A 19630-nucleotide genomic window follows, 5' to 3' on the forward strand; every position below is an offset into this window, starting at 1 on the left:
CATGCACGCAGGCCCCGGCTGGTACGGCAAGCTTCCCGCCCTCGGTGATTTCGCCAGCCGGCGTCTGTCACAGGGCTTCATCCAGCCCTGGGATGCCTGGCTGCAGCAGGGCCTGGCGGCCAGCCGTGCGGCGCTTGGCGAGGCCTGGCTGGAAACCTATCTGACCAGCAGCATCTGGCGCTTCGTGCTCGCCGCAGAGTGTCTCGGCCCCGGCGCCTGGGCCGGCATTCTGGTGCCTTCGGTAGATCGCGTCGGGCGCTATTTCCCGCTGACCATCGCAGCCCCGTTTGCCAGTGCCAGCCATCTCGACGAATGGTTTGCCGCGCTCGAATCCGCCGCCCACGCCGGCCTGGGGGCCAGCGAAATCGACGCTTTCGACACGGCCTTGCATGCCATCGCCCCGCCAGCCGCATCCGGCGGCCCTGTCCAGCTCATCCCGCTGGAGATCGGCGGCCTGCCTGCTCCTCAGGCCAGTCAGGCTGCAAACGAACTGCTGACGGGCCTGCTGGCCGGGCATTCGCTGTGGCTTGCCAGCAACGCAGCCGGGCAACAGAGCGGATTTGTCTGTCATGGCATGCCGCGCCCCGATGTTTTTACCCGCATGCTGGAATACACTCCCGGCTAGAGAAACTCCCGATGCCTGCCCTGGAATCAACACCGTGACCGACAGCCCGAAGGACAACAACACCGTCGTACTCGGTGGCGCCGCCAAACCCGGCGCCACGCGCACCACCGAAGGCGTGCACAACGCCTTGCCGGTCGGCACGCGCATGGGTGAATTCGAGATCATCGGGCTGGTCGGCGAAGGCGGCTTCGGCATCGTCTATCTGGCGCAGGATCACTCGCTGGAACGCAAGGTCGCGCTCAAGGAATACATGCCCGCCTCGCTCGCCGCGCGCGGCGATGACGCCTCCGTCATCGTGCGCAGCGAGCGCCATCAGGAGACCTTCGAGATCGGCCGGCGCAGCTTCGTGAACGAGGCCCGTCTGCTCGCCCAGTTTGACCACCCCGCGCTGGTCAAGGTGTATCGCTTCTGGGAAGCCAACAGCACCGCCTACATGGCCATGCCCTACTACGACGGGCAGACCCTGCGCGACGCGCTGCGCCAGCGCACCAGCCCGCCGGACGAAGCCTGGCTCAAGAAGATGCTGGACCCGGTCACCGAAGCGCTGGGCATCATCCACGAGCAGAACTGCTTCCACCGCGACATCGCGCCGGACAACATCATGCTGCTGCGTGATGGCCGCCCCGTGCTGCTGGATTTCGGCGCAGCCCGCCGCGTCATCAGCGACATGACCCAGGCGCTCACCGTGATCCTCAAACCGGGTTACGCCCCGATCGAGCAATACGCCGAAATGCCCGGCATGAAACAGGGCGCTTGGACCGACATCTACGCGCTCGCCGCGGTCTGCTACTTCGCCATCGCCCGCAAGCTGCCGCCGCCGTCGGTCAGCCGTATCGTGCAGGACAGCTACGAACCGCTTGCCGAGATCGCCGCCGGCCGCTACAGCAATACCTTCCTGCGCGGCATCGACCACTGCCTCGCCGTCAAGGCCGAGCACCGCCCGCAGACCATGGCCGAGATGCGCGAGCTGATCGGCATCAATCTGCGTCCCGCGTCCACGCCAGCACCCGCACCGGCACCTGCCCCGCAAGCCGCACCGGATCTCGTTTTCGAGATGGAGCCCGCGAAGGCACCCGTCACGCCTGCCGCTCCGGTCACGCCGCCCGCAAATGCCCGCCCGGTGCCGGTCTCCAGCCCCCCCGTGCAACGCCCACTGATGGTCGACCGTGACGAGCAACGCGACAGCCCGGCACCCCGCAGCAGCAAGGCACCGCTTTTCATCGGCATCGCCGCCGTGGCGCTGGCCGCTGCGGGTGGGGGCTGGTATTACACACAGCAGCAAGGCAAGGTGACTCCACAGTCCAGCGCCTCAAGCCCGCAAGTCAGCCCCACCGCCGCACAGTCCACCCCGCTCGTGCTGCCGCCCCCACCCGGCGCCATCACCGGCGTCAGCGCGCCGGTTCCGGTCGCCGTCCCGGCTCCGCCAGCAGCAAGCAGCGAGACCATCGAAGCCGCGACGCCGCCCAAAACCGAGCCCAAACCGGAAGGCATCCGCCTGGAGCCTGTCGCCCCGGCGACCCAGCCCGCCAAAAAGCCCGCCGCCAAGCCGGTCGAGCCCAAACCCAAGCCCGCCAAACCGGCCGGCGATAATGGCGACAAGGCCGAGCGCGACTACATGAAGCAGCTCAACAAGGATCTGGACAACCTGCTGCGTTGAGTCTGCGCGCCCCGTCATGAAAAAAACTCCGTTCCGGCTGCTGCTCGCCGGGCTACTTGCCGCCGGCCTGACGGCCGCCTGCAAGAACACCGAAACGCCCGCTGCTCCGCCGGAAGACCCGGTAGACGCAGCCGTCGCCGAACCCGTACGCCACTACCCCGGCCTCGTCGGCGCAAGCCATCCGCAGAGCGATGGCAGCAGCATTGATGACACGGTCAGTTTTCGTGAATTCAAGATCCCGATCTCGCCGGGCGAATCCACCGCCCTCACTGCGGCTTATCTGAACGAGCTGGATGGACGCCCCGATGCAGATTCCCGCATCACGGTTCTGGCAGACCTGAACGCCGCTTTCTCCAGCGCCTTCACGCTGAAGCTGGCGCCAGGCAAGCATTGGCATGCGGTCAGCGTACACGTCGGCGATTTTGCGCAGGATTACTGCGGCGAGATCAGCGTCGTGCATCACTTCGAAACCCCGACGCTAGCCGCCACGCACATCGACAACTCGGCGCTGGCCTACGAACTGCTGTCGGATGCAAACTGCCCCGTCAAATCCGATTTCGGCCTTACCGACGACACCCCGATCAAGCCCGGCACCGATCCCTTCGGGGACTTCTGCAAGGCCCGCGACAAATGCCTCAAAGCCTATTTCTCGGACCCCGCCCATATAGACCGGCTCCGTAACAGCATTCCCCAAGCCTTGCTCGATCTTCATCTCGAATAGGAAATCGCATGGAATTCCTGTTCGAACTGCTGTTTGAAATCTGCGGTGAATTCCTGCTGCAGATCGTCTTCGAGCTGCTCGCAGAATTCGGCTTGCACAGCCTGAGCGAGCCCTTCCGGCGCAAGCCGCATCCCGTCGTGGCCTTCATCGGCTACGGCCTGCTCGGAGCCCTGGCTGGTGCGCTCAGCCTGTGGCTGTTCCCGAATCTGTTCATCGCCTCGCCCACCGCCCAGCTCGCCAACCTGCTCATCTCACCCGCACTGGCCGGCCTCGCCATGGCGTCAGTCGGCGCCTGGCGGGCGAAGCGCGGGCAGACCCTGCTGCGCGTGGACCGTTATGCTTACGGCTTCCTTTTCGCCTTTGCGATGGCGCTGGTGCGCTATGGCTTCGGCCAGACCGTCTGAGCTCCAGGAGAGACCACCGTGCGCCTGCTTTTCCTTGCCCTGCTGAGCCTCGCCTTGCCCGCCGGCGCGGCAGACAAGCACCCCGCCCAGCAACACGCCCAGGCCTACTACACCTGGGTGCTCAAGCATCCGGGCACCGCTCTGCCCTCGCCCAAAGAGCGCACGCAACTCGGCAAACTGCTCGCACCCGAGCTGATCACGCTCCTGCAGCAAGCTTCCGCCGCCGAAAAACAGTGCGTGAAGACCACCCCTGCAGGTGACAAACCTTTCGTCCTGGAAGGCGACCTGTTCACCGGCAATTACGAAGGCGCCAGCGAAGTCAGCTACGGCGAGCTGCGTCTGGAAGGCGCACAAGCCGTCATCCCGGCGAACCTGGTGCTCATCGACCCGCGCTTTCCCAAGGCTCACCCCTTCCGCACACTCGTCTGGCAAGACGAACTGAACCTGCAGGAAAGCGCCGGCCAGTGGCGCGTACGGGACGTGAAGTTCCGCGACGGCGGCAGCCTGCGTCAGGTACTGCAGGACTACCTGCTCAACGCAGAAGAATCCTGCAAGTAAGCCCACGCAGCCGCGCCTCAAGACCCGCCTGCAGACTCACTCTGCAGCTCACATGCCCGGCAAGCCGCGCGCCGCTTGCCTTGCCAGCACCCCATCGTGAAAAGACTCGCCAGTGGCGGGTCTTCAGGCACTCCATCCAGCTCGCCTCACCGGAAGCGTTCCGTCAAAGTAAAGGGAACCAAACGCTCAATTGGCGTCATCCCGGCGAAGGCCGGGATCCAACGCCCGATCACCTGCCGCACAAGTGGCGCGGAGCGCCACAGACAGCATTCCCACGCAAAGCGTGGGAACGATCAGTCGGCACGGGTCACTACAAACCCACTCCAGATGCCGGATATACGACAGCAGGTGATTTAACCCGAAAACACCAAAAATCGATCAGCCTTGATTTTCGGGGGAGTCCATATAGGAATTGTTAGGCATGGCGCTCATTTTGAATCGAATCCGGAACGAACGATCTCGGTGATGCACTCACTGCCACAGACGCTGCACTTACCCGAGACGTACTCTTTTCCATTCTCTTGGAATCGCGACGGATCGGTGATTCCAAGATCAGAAGCCAAACACTTCTCACACCACGTATCAGAAAGGGCCCAACGCTGCTCTTCAGAAGTGAGATCAGAAAATGGCAAAGACAGTTTCATTAGAAGCGGAACGTAACGTGTGATCCGCCAATGCGCGCAAGTGTTTCAAGCGTCATTGGAAGGCTCTTTGATGCATTGATTACGATGTGCCCACCACTTCCGGCTGCCAGTCGAACAAGATCTTCAAGGGATTGAGGAAGATACGAGTGCTCGGATAAATCCAAACGAGCACCAAGGCGGGCGAGAGTTTCTAAGGTTTGTGGAAGCGGTCCCATTGCACAAAGTCTCCAAGGAAATGGTTATGTTGCCTAACGTGAAGTAGAGGTCGAAACGGCCTCTGAGGGTTATATCGGACACTTGACGAATCGGGCAAACCCCCATGAAAACATCGACTTGTGTTCTCGAATTCTGGTCCTGATGAGCAATAACACTTTTGCTGACAACCCTCCCGCCCAGGCGGCCCCGGCGCCAAAACGGCTGGATCAAACTATTCATTTGATCAAATACCCTACGACTGATCACTCAGTTTCTCTCTGCGCTGAAGCGCGGCGAGCACTCCTTCCTGAATTCTCCGCTCGCGAGTCTCTGGCCTTGCAGCCTCGTTGAGGCGCCGGATGATGAAGTTCTGCTTGCCGGGCGGCAGTGACTGGAACGCTTTCTCAACACCTTCAGAACGTAGGGCAAACAGCAGATCATCCGGAATCTCGACGCTATCGCGATCAAGAACGGTGACCCGCATCCGAATGAGGTCGCCCGTCTTCGTATTCGTTTCCTTGCGAACCTGGGCCTTGATGCGAATGTAGTGCTGGCCGCCCCCGACCGGGAAAAGACTGACCTGAAACGGCTCAGATTCGTTGACGCGCGCCATGACGAGAACGGGCCCTTTTGTGCCGAGTGCCTGGGTAACTTCCGAAGGAACGGGAATGGCACAGTAATCCATGCCTTCTGCCCAGTCTTCCAAGATGGCTTCGAATGAGAACTGCTTTCCGATGCTGGCGGAGTGCTTCATGGACTGTAGCTCCCGGGCGAAACCAGACGCTCGCGCGCAAAAGTGGTTGCTTTTGTACTGCCTGACGAATGAAAGGGACTTCCCTGTTCCGAAGCTGCGGCGGAAGCCAGATGATCGAGTTTCCACACCTCATCGTGCTACCGGGAAACAAGGAGCGTCCGGAAGCATTATTACCGTGGGAATCGATCTCGCCAAGAACGTCTTCGCCGTCCATGGTATCAATGAGACAGGGCGCGCCACGCTGGTCAAACCGCACGCGACGGAAGAGAAACAGCTGGAGTTGATCGCTGGCCTGCCACCCTGCCTGAGCGCCGCCCGCGGCGGACGTCTACGAGCCCCTTGCCGGAAAAGCCTTGCTCCGCCTGCCTTGCCAGCACCCCATCGTGAGAAGGCTCGCCAGTAGCGGGTCTGCGGGCAGCTTTCGACTTGATCCCCCATTCTGAACCGACATGGTCAGGGCGCTGTCGCCATGACGTCCGCGTGCTGACTGACTTGATCGGTCGACAGCAGTCGGCCATGAACGGACCTTCAGCTTGCCGTTCCGGGAGCGGGCATGCGATGGGCTGCGCAGGTGGCAATGAGCGAAGCCAATGCAGCGAATTCAGGACCAACGCTTGAATTCAAGACCCAGGCGCCTTCGCTCCCTGGCGCTCAAGACGGTTTTCGACTCCTTTTGTCTGCCGATACAGACCCCCGGGCAACTACTTCAAGAAAATACTCAAAATGGTTCGGCATCTGCTAATTTCGATCGTCGCCTGCCCAGAAAAAGTCACATTTTTTCAAGGCAGTCGGCACAGAAAAATACCTGTGGCTACAGCCACGCAAACAATCCAGGAGACAAATCAATGCACATCAAGCACCTCGCGCTGGGCATCGCTGCCCTCGCTCTGGCTGGCACGGCTTCAGCTGCCAACCGTCCAAGCGGCTTCAAGACCATCTGCGCCGAAGGCAAGACCTGCTCGGTCAGCGCCGGCACCAACGTGGCCTTCGGCCGCGCAGACAAGTTCGTCTACAAAACGCTCAGCGGCAGCTTCATCTGTAACGAAACGACCTTCGGCAGCCGAATCGCTGGCGGCGTGAATGAGTGCTCGATCAAGATCGACGGCACGAGTTCCAGCTCCAGCTCCAGCAGCTCTTCGTCGAGCTCTTCATCGAGTTCATCCTCCAGCTCCAGCAGTTCCTCGTCGTCGAGCTCATCGTCATCAAGCTCCTCCAGCTCCGGTGGCTCTTCGAGTTCATCGAGCGGCGGCGTGCCGGTGCCGGGCTGGACCGGGCCGGTTAACAAATGTGAGCCGGGCGCCCTGATCTACAACACCACGCTCGATTGCGGCGGCAAATCCATCGGCCTGGCCTGTGCGGGCAGCAGCGAAACGCAACCGGCCGTGCTGACCCTGATCAACGCCACGGTCAAGAACGTGGTGATCCCGGCCGGTGGCGGTTCGGACGGCATCCATTGCGGCTGGGGCAGCCTGGGCAGCGGGCGCGGCGTCAACGTGCAAGGCGGCACCTGCAACCTTGAAAACGTGACATGGGTAGCCGTCTGCGAAGACGCAGCCTCGATCGGCAATGGTCAGGTCGGCACCGTGATGAACATCAAGGGCGGCACTGCCGCTAACGCCGGCGACAAGGTGTTCCAGAACAACGGGATTAACGCCACACTGAACGTCGACAACTTCACCACTACCGGCTCGATCGGCAAACTCTCCCGCGCTTGCGGCGATTGCACCGACAACGGCGGCCCGCGCTTCTTCAACATCAACAACGTGAAGATGGAAAAGGTCTCCACCGTGATCGGCGTGAACAGCAACTACGGTGACAAGGCCAAGCTGCGTGGCATCCAGATCAAGGGCTACAAAGCTGGCAGCCCGAAGGTTTGCGTGACCTACAAAGGCGTGCAAAAGGGCAACGGTTCGTCCTCGACCATCGGCGAAGAATGGAACACCGTATCTTGCGATGTTTCCAAGACCGACGTAACGGCATATTGATCTTCACCTGAGCACAGGGCGGCCCCGCTCTGTAATCAAAAAGCCCCCGTATCATTTGCGACGGGGGCTTTTTTCGCCCATTGCTCACCTTCCGTTTCCACGACAGCGCGCCGCCATGCACCACCCGTCCGTCATTCTATTGAGCCTGCTGATTAGCCTGTTCAGCACCCATACCTTCGCCGAGCCTGCGACGCCGGTATTCAGTGGCCGCAGCATGATCAATGCCATTCCCAACACCGGCCTGCACCTGCCGCGCAGCGGCACGCTGCTGATTGGCGGCACCGACGGAAGCATGCTGCGCAGCACGGATCAGGGCCAGCACTGGGTCGGCGCCTCGACGGACGAGATCAGCGAACAAATCCTGCAGATTGCCGCCGATGAAAACGCTGGCATCCTGCTCGCCACCGGGCCCGGCGAAGGTCTGCTGCGCTCCACGGATGACGGGCAGAACTGGAGCTTGCGCCCGCACGACGCAAAGGCCCGCATGCGCGCACTGGCCCAGGCCACGCGCACGAAGACATGGATCGCGGCCGGCGAAGGCGGCAACATCCTGCGCTCCACGGATCAGGGCTTGAACTGGTTCCGGGCTGCCACGCCCAGCACTCAAAATCTCGGCCATCTGCTGGCGCTGCCCGATGGCAGTTGGCTGGCCGGTGGTGAGAACGGCACACTGCTACGCTCCATTGACGATGGCAGGCACTGGCAGCCCATCCGCAGCGGCAGCGAAGCCACCGTAAGCAGCCTGCATTATGTTGCAGCGCTGAAAAGCGTCTTCGTGCTGTGCGCCGATGGCAAGATCCTGGTCAGTGCCGACAGTGGTCGTCACTGGTCACAGCGCAGTTCCGGCAGCAGCGATTATCTGAGCAGCTTCGTCTGGGACCCCAAACACAAAGTCATTCTTGCCGGCAATGCCCGTGGCCAGATCGCGCGCTCCAGCGACGGAGGCAAGCGCTGGCAACTCGCGCCGAGCGGCACGGATTTCTACCTGAACCATCTCGCCTATGTGCCTGGCGATGGCGCCCTGCTCGCGACTGGCGAAGCTGGTGGCCTACGCCGCTCCAGCGACGGAGGTCAGAGCTGGCAAGCCGTGAGTTTCGACTCCCCGGATCGCCTCGGCCGGCTGATCGTCACCGAGAAAGTGATCATCGGCCTGGGCCAGTTCGGTGCCCTGCTCCGCTCCGTTGATGCGGGCCAGACCTGGCGCGTGCTGCAGCAACCGCTCAGCCTCTACGTGCATGACATCAAGCTTTCCGCCGACGCCAGCAGCCTGATCGGCGTTGGCCCGCAAGGCTGGCTTATCCGCTCAACAGACTGGGGTCGCCAGTGGACGCCGCTGTTCCTCGGCCTTGGGCAGGATGTGTATCTGCTCAGCGCCATCAATGATCCGAAGTCGGGCGCCATCCTCGCCGGCGGACCGCCCGGCACCATCATCCGCGGCGAGGGCGCGGGCAGCGACTGGCAGCGCGTACTGGAAGTGAATAGTTCGGCGCGTGGCTACTTCCAGAAACTCGTTGCGGACGCAAAATATGGCGTTCTGCTGGCGCTGGCCAGCCCCGGTACCGTCATGCGCTCCGTCGACGGTGGGCGCAGCTGGCAAGCCACTGACGCGCGTACCGAATCACACCTCTTCGACGCAGCCGCTTCGAGCCGCAATGGCAACTTTGTCGCCGTCGGCCGCGATGGCGTAATCCAGCGGAGCCTGGATGGCGGCGAGCACTGGCAGACCCGGCCCAGCGGCGTTAGCAGCATCCTGCATGGCGTCGCCTACGTGGCGGAGCAGGATGCCTTCTTTGTCATCGGCGCCAATGGCGTGATTCTGCGCTCCACGGATTCCGGCGAAAGCTGGCAAGCGCTCAGCTCCGGCAGCTCCGCCACCCTGCGCTATCTAGCCTGGGACGCTTCACGAAAAATCCTGATTGCAAGCGGAGACCAGGGCACGCTGCTGCGCTCGACCGATGCCGGCGCGCACTGGGCGCCGATGGCGGGCGGCAGCGACCAAGCGCTGCGCCAGCCGCTCGTGAGCAAGACCGGCGCGATCTTCGTGCCCGGGCGCAGCGGTACCCTGCTGCGCAGCGATGACGGCGGGCTGAACTGGCGAAAAATCCCGACCCAAACCACCGGACACCTCAAGGGATTATTCGAGTTACCTGATGGCAGCGGCCTGCTCGCCTATGGCGACAGAATCGTTCTGATCAAGCCCTAGACGAAGAGCCGCGCGGTGTATCGAGGGCAAGGCCCGTCTGCGTGCCCCGCTCTCGATACGCCGGCGAGCCGGCTACCCGACCCGAACGGAGGGGCAATCCCATTAAGTTAGGCCCAGAACACCGTTCGCCCTGAGCATAGCGCAGCGAAGTCGAAGGGCTTGAGCCCTGCCGGTCATGCTTCGACCCTTCGACAAGCTCAGGAGAGCCTTCAGTCGCTTTGCTCCTTACGCTCAGCACGAACGGCTAACTTAATGGCATTGAACGTAGGGGTGACCTGGAGGCCGCTTGCAGCGGACTTCTTCAAGGCCCCTGCCGGGAAAGCCCCGCCCCGCCTGCCTTGTCAGCACCCCATCGTGAAAAGACCCGCCAGTGGAGGGTCTTCGGGATGCCGTTGTTGCCGGGCGTTTATTTCAGCTTTGCGGCCAGCGCCTTGAGTTCCGGCGTTTCCTTGATGCCTTGCGCCACCATTGCGGCAACGGCGCGGGCGCCGGCTTCCTGGAAGTGGGTGGTGTCCGGCTTGGCCTGCGTGCCGGACGACTGGGTGGCGTAATACGGCCACTTGGCGGGGTCGGCGGCGAGCCAGTAGTTTTTCCAGTCGGCCTGATGGGCATTGGCAAAGGCGATGGTCTTTGCCTCCAGATCAATCAGCGGCAGCTGGTTGGCCTTGGCAGTGTCCTTGATCGTCTGGCTGTAATCGCCCACAAAGGCGTAGCCGCCACTGCCCTGCCCGGCAAAGGTGAAGTGGTTGGGCACCACCGGGAAGCCTTCCTTGCGGTCCTTGTTCCAGACCCGGGTGGTGGGCGTCATGATGATCGGGATGGCACCCTTGGCGCGAGCTTCCTTCACGTAGACTTCCAGCGAGTTCTGGAAGCTCATCTCCGGTTTGCCCGCCGGGAACTGCTTGTTGCCCTGGGCATCGTTCGGGTAGGTGCACATGTTGCGGGTGTCCGCTGCGCCGCGCGTGGGCTTCTTCTCGTCGCAGTTCTGGTCGTTGTGACCGTGATTGATGATCACGTAGTCGCCTGCGCGCAGGTATTGCGCCATCTGGCGGAAGTAGGCCTGATTGTAGAAATTGCGCGAGCTGCGACCGGACTTGGCGTTGTTCAGCACCTTGATTTTGGCATCGGGTTTGAACTGGTCTTCAAACACCTGGCCCCAGCCCATGCGCGGCAGGCGCTCGAGTTCGTAGGTGCTGGCGGTGGAGTCGCCCACGATGAGAATGCGGGTGTAGGCCGGGTCCTTGGCCTTGGCCAGCGCGGCCTGGGCACGCGCGAGGTTCAGCGGTTCGTCGCTGCCCACGTAGTAGTAATCAGCGTCGAGAATCGAAGTGCCACCGGGCACGCCGCTGTCGTTGTCGTAACCACGGCTGTGCACCAGCACGCGCAGCACGGCATCGACGCCCTGGCCATCGGCCTGCATGGGGGTGGTGACCGGGTCGAAGTTGTCGGCATCCTTCACGCCGGCATCCTTGAGCGCCTGCAGCACGGCCTTGCGCCCGCCGTCCGTTTTGCTGCGGATCACGGCTGCATCGATCCCGGCGGTGGTGCCGGCGTCCATCAGGCCTTGCGGGCCCTTGTACTTGAGGGTCTGCGCGACGCTGCCGAGCGCACGGTCGCTCAGCGCGTTCACATTGGCAATGTTCTGCTGATCCGGCTTCACGTCCGCCAGCAGTGCACCGATGCATTTGGCCCAGAGCTTCGTGCTGTCGCCGCAGTTGGTGTTGCCGGGCTCCACGGCGGTAATCATCAGCGGAGCAGTCAGACCATTCACTTCAAGCGCGTAGCGCCCCTGTGCGTCAGCTTTGGCGGTTTTCTTCAGGCCCTTGGCATCGGCCACGGTGATCGTGGCACCGGCCAGCGGCCCTTCATACGCGGCGACCCCGGTCAGCACCGTGCCGGAGAGTTGCGAGCCGGTGGGGGCACTGCTGCAGGCAGCCAGAGCGAGCGCAACACAAACGGAGGTGGCGGTCAGGCGGAAAGTGGTCATGGCGATTCCTCTCAAGGACAAGGCCACCATGATGGCAGGAAAGCCGCGTCGCTGACCTGACGGGAATTGCGGAAAAGTGCGGAAAATTGCGCAAACCGGGGCTGTGTTGCGCGAACCGCAAAACGCGTCAACAGCCCCGGCCGCCCATCATGACGGGCGGCTTGTGAAGATCAGACCTCGACCCGGTCGCGGTTCTTCACTTCGATGGTGTAGCGCTGCACATTGGCCGGCACGCGCGGATCGGCGGTGTAGCTGCGCTTGACCTGACCGTTGCCGGAGACTTCACTGGTCTGGCGCAGCGTGACGCGCGACGCACTGGCGGCCCCCTTCTCGGGCGCGGAGGCCACCGTCATGTCGACGGTTTCGCCGCGCTCGGCCGCGACCTTGCGGGCATAGGCATCGAGCTTGGCGACGGCGGCACGTCCGTCCGGGGTGTCAACCTGACTGACCGGGATGTCGACGGAAACCGACTTGAAGGCCTGCACACGCTCGGTCTTGCGGGTTTCGCGGTCGGTCACCTGCACGGTCTGGGTTTCAACCGGGCTGACCCGTGCGCCGGGCACCTCGCTGGCGACCTCCTGAGTGGCCTGCCGGGCTTCCTGCACTTCGGCATTGCGCGCACGCAGGTAACCGATGGCGCCGCCCACCACGGCACCGGCAACACAGGCCGTGCCCATGTCGTTCTTGGTGAGCTTGGCCAGCACGGCGCCGCCGGCACAGCCGATGGCGCCGCCAATCACGGCACCCTGGGTCTTGCTGTCCATGGTTTCACAACCCGTCGCGGCCATCATGCAGGCCAGACTGGCGACAATGATCCTGATTTTCATAGCGACTCCTGCGGGGTTTCAGCCGGCGCGGTGCGCGGCGCGAGGATGACGGTCGTGGCCGATTCGCTGGCGCTGACCACGATGCCGATTGCAGTGTAGTTGTCGTTGCTGTCACCTGCCGTCCGGTCCACCGTGGCGGCCATCACGTCGAGCCAGGCGTCGGCGTTCTCCGCCTCGGCCAGGGTTTGCTGCATGTGTGTCTCATCAACGTATTCCCACCAGCCGTCGGAGCAGAGCAGGAAGACATCGCCGGCATCGGTCGGAATCGGATCGCCGGAGACGCTGATCACCAGTTCGCCGGCATTGCCGATGGCCGACGTGAGCAGGCTGCGCTGCGGGTGGGTGCGGATCAGTTCGACGCTGCCGTAGCCGGCGTCGATCATGCTCTGGACAAGGCTGTGATCGCGCGTCTGATAGGCCAGCCGGCCATGCCGGAACAGGTAGGCGCGCGAATCACCGGCATGCCCCCAGACGACCTGACCGTGCTCGCGGTCAATCAGCAGCAGCACGCAGGTGGCATGCATGTCGGTGCCGGCAGGCTGGTGCTGCTTGGCCTGCATTACGGCTTCGTGAGCGGATTCAAGCAGATTGACGGCGGCTTCGCTGCTCACCACCGGATTGGCGGCAAAGCGCTCCAGGACGGTGGCCACGACCAGTTGCGAGGCCACGTCGCCGCCGCCATGCCCCCCGGCGCCATCGGAGACAACCCAGCAGCAGCCGGTGTCGGAAGTCCAGTAACCGCAGGAATCCTCGTTGCGCTTGCGGCCTCCCACGCGGGACAGGTGGGCGGTGTGAACGTCAAGTTTGGTCATTGGCCCGGCGCCCGGTCATTGCTCAGGCGATCAATCTGCTCTTCGTAGGCACGCAGGAATTCGCGTCCGAACAGGGAATGGAAGTCGTCCTCGGCCTCGCTCAGGATGTCGGAATAGCGCTGTTCGTACAGATCCCACAGCTTGGCCTTGCGGTTGGCAGGCAGCACGCTGTCAAGGAAGCTCTTGTCGGACAGGCGGTTTTCCAGCTCGGCGGGCCTGAAGCGCCCAAGGATGCCGGCCAGCGCCGCACGCATGCCGGCGATGAAGCCGATCTGGTGCGCGCGCAGGTCGTCGTAAGCATCGCGCATGGCTTCCACCGGCGCCATGAAACCCTTGCTGCCCTGCGGCTGCAGGAGCTGGTGGAGGGCGAAATTCACGTCGGGCGAGAACTTCAGCGGATTGTTGTTCTTGCTGACGATCATCGTCATTTCGGCACGCACTTCGCGCTTGGTGGCGGCGCGCGCCACCAGCAGCTCGACGGTGCCCTGCACCGATTCGCGCAGCATCACGCCGATATGCTCGGCCAGTTCAGGCGTCAGCCCGCCGGGCGGATTCAGCCCGGGCACGCCCAGCCCACGTATAAAGGCGGCCAGCAGTTCGGCGCTCTGGCCGGCAGGGCCTGCTGCTGGTGGGGTGCTGGAGAGCGGCGTCTGCAGGGCTTCTACAGACACCCGTGCTGCAGAATTAACGGCGGCGGGCCTCGCCACAGGGGGTGGCTGCATAGCCACGCCAGAAGCGGCTTTCGGAGCAGACGGCGAATCAATCACCGGCGCGCTCTCGCGCCCCCAGGACACCACAGGCGCAACCGCTGGAGCGGGGTTATCCGGCGTGCCCACCACCATCTGAGTGGGGAGGTTGAAATCGAATTCGTCTGCAGCGTCGGGCTGGGCCTGCGGTGGCACGAAAGCATCATTGAGCAGGGGCGAGTCATTGCGCCCGACCGGTGCGGCCGGCGCGGCGCCGCCGCCCATCAGCAGGGCCAGCGGGTCGGCGCCATCAGCCGCCAGCGGCGCCTGCATCAGCGGGTCTGCCAGTGCGGAGTTGGCAAACGGGTCACTGGCCGCCTTGCCCTCCAGCCCGAACAGGGAATCCACCGAGCCGGTCGCGGCTGGGGCAATCCCCAAGCCCAGTGGATCATCCGCCGAAGCCTGTACTGCAGCGGGCTGGCGTGGTGCGGCAGCCGGTGTGCCAAAAGCCGCAAAGGGGTCCATGCCTTCGGCTGCCACAGCCGGGCGCTCCTGTGCGGCAGGCACGGCGACCGCCGAAAAGATGGCAAACGGATCGTCGCTGGCCTTGCGCGACGCCGGGGCCGGCATCGGTGTCGAAGGAACGGGAGCTGACGACATGGCGGCCACCGGTGCTGCTGCCGCGGGAGTGCCCAGCAAGGCGGCCAGCGGGTCAGCCGCAGTGGGGGCAGCGGCGCCGAGCAGCCCGAGCGGATCATCCGTCGCGGCAGATGCAGGTGCGGCGGAGAAAACCGGCGCCGGGCGCACGGTTTCAACCCGCAAGACCCACTCGGCCATTTCGATGCGGTCCCCGTCGTGCAGGGTGGCCACGTTGCCTTTGCCCAGCGGACGGCCGTTGACGCTGGTCGGGTTGCCGCCCTGATCCACCAGGAAATACTCGCCGGAGAGACATTTGACCTGAGCCTGCACACGCGAGATGTGCTTGTGCGGGTCCGGCAGGGCCAAGGCATTGGTTTCTTCGCGGCCGATGCAGCCCAGGCCTTCGCCGAACACCGCCGAGAGCGGCGCGGCCGGAGGCACTCCATTCAGACTCACCACGAAAATGCGCAGCACATGACCCCCAGAAAATTCAGCCAGACGACCCGGTCGTGGCGGGCATTGCACCACACAAGGGCCGGCACTTCAATCGCCGAAGCGGGCATATCCGACGGCCGTTGCCGCTGGAGTTGCGGCAGGATATGGCGCCGAGGCGATGGATGCGGGATGATCCGGCCTTCACTCATCCGGGATGCTGCAGCATGACCACCACCCCCTCTCCTTCTGACGACACCTCGGAGGTCACCGTCACCCAGGCGCTGGCCTATGCCGTTCAGCTGCAGCAGGCCAATCAGCTGGATGCCGCCGAGCTGCTGTACACGCGCATTCTGGAGGCGCTCCCGGAGCAACCCGATGCCCTGCACTTCCTGGGCGTGCTGCAACACCAGCGCGGCCACAGCGATACGGCGATAGCCCTGATCGCCCAGGCCTGCACGCTGATCCCGAACCATCCGGATTGCCACATCAATCTGGGCAACGTGCTCGCCGACACCGGCCGGCTGCCCGAGGCGAGCACGGCCTATCGACGCGCGCTGGAGCTGGACCCGGAGCGCTCGGATGTCTTCAACAACCTTGGCGTGGTTTTCAAGATGCTGGGTCGCTGGGAAGAGGCCGAAGCCAGCTATCTGCGCGCCATCGAGATTTCGCCCGACGGCACCAGCGCCTACAACAATCTCGGGCTGCTGCACGCCACGCGCGGGCGCATCAAGGAAGCGATCCACTATTACTGCCTGTCGATCGCCAAGATGCCCGGCCACCCGGATGCGCGGCGCCTGCTCGGCATTGCCTACTACACGCTGGGCCGAACCCGCGAGGCCGCCGAGGTTTTCCGCCAGTGGCGGGAAGCCGAGCCCGACAGCCCGGTGGCCCGCCACATGCACGCGGCCTGCTCGGGCGAAGACGTGCCCGAACGCGCTGCCGATGACTACGTGGAACAGACATTCGATCGCTTCGCCGACAGTTTCGACAAGCAGCTGCAGCTCAATCTGGCCTACCGCGCCCCGGAGCTGGTCGCCGAGGCGCTGGCGCGCGCCCTGCCCGCCGGAGCCGCCCCGCTCGACATTCTGGATGCAGGCTGCGGCACGGGTCTGTGCGGCCCGCTGCTGCGCCCGCTGGCACGCCGGCTGAGCGGCGCGGACCTCTCTGGCGGCATGCTCGCCAAGGCCGAAGCACGCCAATGCTACGACCTGCTGCTCAAGGAGGAACTGACGGCTTTCATGGCGGCCCGACCGGCCAGCTTCGACGCCATCATCTCGGCCGATACACTGGTGTATTTCGGCGCACTGGAGGCGGTATGCACGGCCGCCAGACAGGCATTGCGCCCGCAGGGGCTGTTTGTCTTCACGGTCGAACAGTTGCCGCCGGGTACGGATCAGACCGGTTTCCGCATCAACCCGCACGGACGCTATGCCCACGGCCGCGACTATCTGGAGTCAAGCCTTCTGGCAGCAGGGTTTTCCGTGCGCAGCATCGAGGCCGCCGATCTGCGCAACGAAGGGGGTGAGCCCGTGACCGGATGGGTGGTAACGGCAGCTGCGCCCTGACGGGCGGAAATACTTCCGGCATCGGCGCTGCGTATGCTTTGGTCCCCCGGGTGGGCTATCCTGTGAGGCTGCAGATACGCAGACAGGATTGGCGAAGCAACACGTAAAGGATCGCAATCATGGCCGAAGCAATGCAGTTTGAACTGAGTACCCCGCTGGGTCCGCAAGTCTTGCGCCTGCACAAGCTGATGGCACGCGAGTCGCTGGGACGTATCAGCGAGTTCCAGCTCGAATGCCTGAGCGACAAGGCCGACATTGATCTGGATGCCATCCTCGGCAAGCTGGCCAGTGTGCGAATCACGCTTCCCGGGCAGGGCGAACGCTTCTTCTCCGGCTATGTCACGCGCTTCTCGCACACCGGCACGATCGGGCGCTATCAGGCTTATCAGGCGCGCCTGTCGCCCTGGCCGTGGTTCCTGACCCGCACGGCGGATTGCCGCATCTTCCAGAACAAGACGGCGCCGGAGATCATCAAGGAGATTTTTGCCGATCATGCCGTGGCGGAATTTCGCGATGCCCTGAGTGGTTCGTATGCCACGCGCGAGTACTGCGTACAGTACCGGGAGACGGATTTCGACTTTGTCTGTCGCCTGATGGAAGACGAAGGAATCTATTTCTTCTTCGAGTATGCGCAGGACAAGAACGTACTGGTGCTGGCGGATGCCTATGGCGCACACAGCCCGGTGCCCGGTGATGCCAGTTTCGAATTCGTGGATAACGCCCGCGCCGGCCGCGAGGCCTCGGACCATATTTCCGACTGGCGTTTCGAACGGGCCATCCAGCCGGGCAAGACGCGGATCATCGATTACGACTTCAAGCGTCCGAAGGTGAAACTGGACGCCAAGGCCAGCCTGCCCCGCAACCATGACCAGGCCGAGCATGAGATCTTCGATTATCCGGGCGGGTTCGAACAGCAGGCAGACGGGGATCATCTGGTCCGCGCGCGCATTGACGAACTGCAGTCCCAGCACGAGCTGGCGCAGGCGCGCACGAATGCCCGCTCGATCGGCTGCGGCATGCTCTTCAAGCTCAGCGGCCATGTGCGCCGCGACCAGAACCGGGAATATCTGGTTACGAGCAGCTTCATCCATCTGCAAGCCGAAGGGCTGGAGGCGCACCAGGGCACATCCGGCGCGATGGGTAGCCTGTACCAATGCGAGATCACGGCGCTGGCAAGTCAGCAGGAATTCCGCCCGCCGCGTGTGACACCCCGCCCCATCGTGCGAGGCCCCCAGACTGCAGTCGTGGTGGGGCCATCAGGCGACGAGATCTACACCGACAAGTACGGCCGCGTGAAAGTCCAGTTCCACTGGGACCGGTTGGGCAAGGTGGACGAGAACAGCTCGTGCTGGATGCGTGTATCCCATCCATGGGCGGGGAAAAACTGGGGTTTTGTGGCAATCCCACGCATCGGCCAGGAAGTGGTGGTGGAATTCCTGGAAGGCGACCCGGACAGGCCGCTGATCACCGGCAGCGTTTACAACGGCGAACAGATGCCCCCTTATGAGTTGCCAGCGAACATGACCCAGAGCGGCATCAAGAGCCGCTCCAGCAAAGGTGGCACGCCGGAGAATTTCAACGAGATCCGCTTCGAGGACAAAAAGGGGGAAGAGCAGGTCTTCATCCACGCCGAGAAGAATCAGGATATCGAAGTAGAAAATGATGAAACCCATTGGGTCGGGCGCGACCGGAAAAAAACCATCGACCATGACGAAACTGTCCTCGTGAAGCATGACCGGACGGAAACCGTTGGCAACAATGAAACGATCAGCATTGGCGTTAACCGAAGTGAAACCGTGGGTTCGAACGAAAGCATCGCGATCGGGATCAACCGCAGCGAAACCGTAGGCGCGAATGAAAACATCACGATCGGCGCGAACCGCACGGAATCAGTCGGGGCGAATCAGGTCGTGACGATTGGCGCGACCGACACACTGGCCGTTGCCACACAACGTACGCACACGGTCGGCATCAACGAGACCATCGCCATCGGCGCAGCCCAGGAAATTGCCGTGGGAGCCACGCGTGTGCTGGCGGTCGGCCTGAATCAGAACACCAATGTCGGCAATGATTATTCGCTCAGTGTCGGCTCCGATCGCAACAGCGACATCGGCAGCAACGACAGCCTGAAGGTTGGCAAGAATCTCGTCATCGAAGCCGGAAACTCCGTCGTCATCAAGACTGGCAGCGCCAGCATCACGATGAAAAAAGACGGCACCATCACCATCAAAGGCAAGGACATCAACCTGCAAGGCAGCGGCAAGATCAACGCCAAAGCCTCAGGAGACGTCGTCATCAAGGGCAGCAAGATCCTGCAGAACTGAGAGACTGCCAAGGATCTGTCGCGAGAGGCCATCATCGGGGGCGAAGAGCAGCACAGAGCCCCCCTCAGTAATCGATGAGCAGCCTCATAGCAAGATCAGTATCTAATACCGGAGCACACATGAGCCGTCGCCATCCCCCCGAAATCATCGCCAGTCTTGCCAACAGCGCAGCCTTGCAGCCGCGCATCGACGGCATCCGCACCGGCACTCTCGTTGCGCTGGCCGAAGATGGTCTCACCCCGCTGGTGAGCTGGCCCGGCCAGCCAGGCAAGCAGGCACAGCCCGCGCGCAGTACGGTTGACCTGCAGCCGCGTCACATTGGCGCCAGCCTTGTGCTGATGTTCGACGAAGGTCGCGCCGATCGTCCTATCGTCATGGGCGTGATCCGCGAAGCCGTCAACGTGCCTGGCCAGTCCGGTCAGGTCGAGATCGATGCCGACGGCGAGCGCATGCTCGTCTCCGCCAAGGAACAGATCGTCCTGCGCTGTGGCAAGGCCAGCATCACGCTGACCCGCGCCGGCAAGGTGCTGATCCAGGGGGCCTACGTTTCGAGTCGCTCCACAGGCGTCAACCGCGTCAAGGGTGGCTCCGTCCAGTTGAACTGAGCGC

Annotated in this window: 15 protein-coding genes and 1 pseudogene; 11 read left to right on the plus strand and 5 right to left on the minus strand. The window is 63.3% G+C overall.

Annotation, left to right across the window (positions count from 1 at the left end; translation table 11 throughout):
• Position 1: 1 nt before the first annotated feature.
• The 5 genes from tagF to Q9Q94_RS11065 are packed head-to-tail and all read left to right on the plus strand — an operon-like array spanning position 2 to position 3965.
• Positions 2-625, plus strand: a complete 624-nt coding sequence (gene tagF, locus Q9Q94_RS11045) for a type VI secretion system-associated protein TagF (protein WP_305980118.1) — start codon at positions 2-4, stop codon at positions 623-625.
• A gap of 34 nt (positions 626-659) precedes the next feature.
• Complete coding sequence (locus tag Q9Q94_RS11050) at positions 660-2282, plus strand: serine/threonine protein kinase (RefSeq protein WP_305980119.1); 1623 nt, start codon at positions 660-662, stop codon at positions 2280-2282.
• Between the two features lie 16 nt (positions 2283-2298).
• Positions 2299-3003, plus strand: coding sequence for a hypothetical protein (locus Q9Q94_RS11055; protein WP_305980120.1), 705 nt, complete (start codon positions 2299-2301; stop codon positions 3001-3003).
• 8 nt (positions 3004-3011) lie between these two features.
• Positions 3012-3407 carry a hypothetical protein gene (locus tag Q9Q94_RS11060; protein ID WP_305980121.1) on the plus strand — a complete coding sequence of 132 codons (396 nt, stop codon included), beginning with the start codon at positions 3012-3014 and terminating at the stop codon, positions 3405-3407.
• An 18-nt stretch (positions 3408-3425) separates the two neighbouring features.
• Entirely contained in the window at positions 3426-3965 is a 540-nt protein-coding gene (locus Q9Q94_RS11065; protein WP_305980122.1) for a hypothetical protein, read from the plus strand.
• A 1092-nt stretch (positions 3966-5057) separates the two neighbouring features.
• On the opposite strand, the gene Q9Q94_RS11070 is transcribed toward Q9Q94_RS11065, so the two are convergent.
• The gene (locus Q9Q94_RS11070) at positions 5058-5558 is read right to left on the minus strand and encodes a YdeI/OmpD-associated family protein (protein ID WP_305980123.1); all 501 of its coding nucleotides are present in this window, start codon (positions 5556-5558) and stop codon (positions 5058-5060) included.
• A gap of 166 nt (positions 5559-5724) precedes the next feature.
• On the opposite strand from Q9Q94_RS11070, the pseudogene Q9Q94_RS11075 reads away from it, so the two are divergent.
• The 3 genes and pseudogenes from Q9Q94_RS11075 to Q9Q94_RS11085 all read left to right on the plus strand — a co-directional run.
• Positions 5725-5865, plus strand: a pseudogene (locus Q9Q94_RS11075) (IS110 family transposase); the annotation flags it as partial.
• A 538-nt stretch (positions 5866-6403) separates the two neighbouring features.
• Positions 6404-7543, plus strand: a complete 1140-nt coding sequence (locus Q9Q94_RS11080; RefSeq protein ID WP_305980124.1) for a pectate lyase — start codon at positions 6404-6406, stop codon at positions 7541-7543.
• Positions 7544-7658: 115 nt separating this feature from the next.
• Positions 7659-9746 (plus strand): YCF48-related protein, encoded by a 2088-nt coding sequence (locus Q9Q94_RS11085; protein ID WP_305980125.1) that lies wholly within the window; start codon positions 7659-7661, stop codon positions 9744-9746.
• Between the two features lie 406 nt (positions 9747-10152).
• On the opposite strand, the gene Q9Q94_RS11090 is transcribed toward Q9Q94_RS11085, so the two are convergent.
• The 4 genes from Q9Q94_RS11090 to tagH form a co-directional block, all read right to left on the minus strand.
• The gene (locus Q9Q94_RS11090) at positions 10153-11733 is read right to left on the minus strand and encodes a rhamnogalacturonan acetylesterase (RefSeq protein ID WP_305980126.1); all 1581 of its coding nucleotides are present in this window, start codon (positions 11731-11733) and stop codon (positions 10153-10155) included.
• 170 nt (positions 11734-11903) lie between these two features.
• Positions 11904-12560: a hypothetical protein gene (locus tag Q9Q94_RS11095; protein WP_305980127.1), complete on the minus strand. Its 657-nt coding sequence runs from the start codon at positions 12558-12560 to the stop codon at positions 11904-11906.
• Positions 12557-13372, minus strand: a complete 816-nt coding sequence (locus tag Q9Q94_RS11100; RefSeq protein WP_305980128.1) for a PP2C family serine/threonine-protein phosphatase — start codon at positions 13370-13372, stop codon at positions 12557-12559. The genes Q9Q94_RS11095 and Q9Q94_RS11100 overlap by 4 nt, the downstream gene beginning before the upstream one ends.
• Entirely contained in the window at positions 13369-15171 is a 1803-nt protein-coding gene (gene tagH, locus Q9Q94_RS11105) for a type VI secretion system-associated FHA domain protein TagH (protein ID WP_305980129.1), read from the minus strand. Before tagH ends, Q9Q94_RS11100 begins: the two co-directional genes overlap by 4 nt.
• A gap of 185 nt (positions 15172-15356) precedes the next feature.
• Between tagH and Q9Q94_RS11110 the strand changes: the two genes are divergently transcribed.
• The 3 genes from Q9Q94_RS11110 to Q9Q94_RS11120 all read left to right on the plus strand — a co-directional run bounded on the left by Q9Q94_RS11110 (position 15357) and on the right by Q9Q94_RS11120 (position 19626).
• Entirely contained in the window at positions 15357-16697 is a 1341-nt protein-coding gene (locus tag Q9Q94_RS11110; protein WP_305980130.1) for a tetratricopeptide repeat protein, read from the plus strand.
• Between the two features lie 119 nt (positions 16698-16816).
• Entirely contained in the window at positions 16817-19021 is a 2205-nt protein-coding gene (locus Q9Q94_RS11115; RefSeq protein ID WP_305980131.1) for a type VI secretion system Vgr family protein, read from the plus strand.
• Positions 19022-19140: 119 nt separating this feature from the next.
• Entirely contained in the window at positions 19141-19626 is a 486-nt protein-coding gene (locus Q9Q94_RS11120) for a DUF6484 domain-containing protein (RefSeq protein ID WP_305980132.1), read from the plus strand.
• The last annotated feature ends 4 nt before the right edge of the window (positions 19627-19630 follow it).

The organism is Uliginosibacterium sp. 31-16 (genome assembly GCF_030730865.1).
Lineage (GTDB): Bacteria > Pseudomonadota > Gammaproteobacteria > Burkholderiales > Rhodocyclaceae > Uliginosibacterium.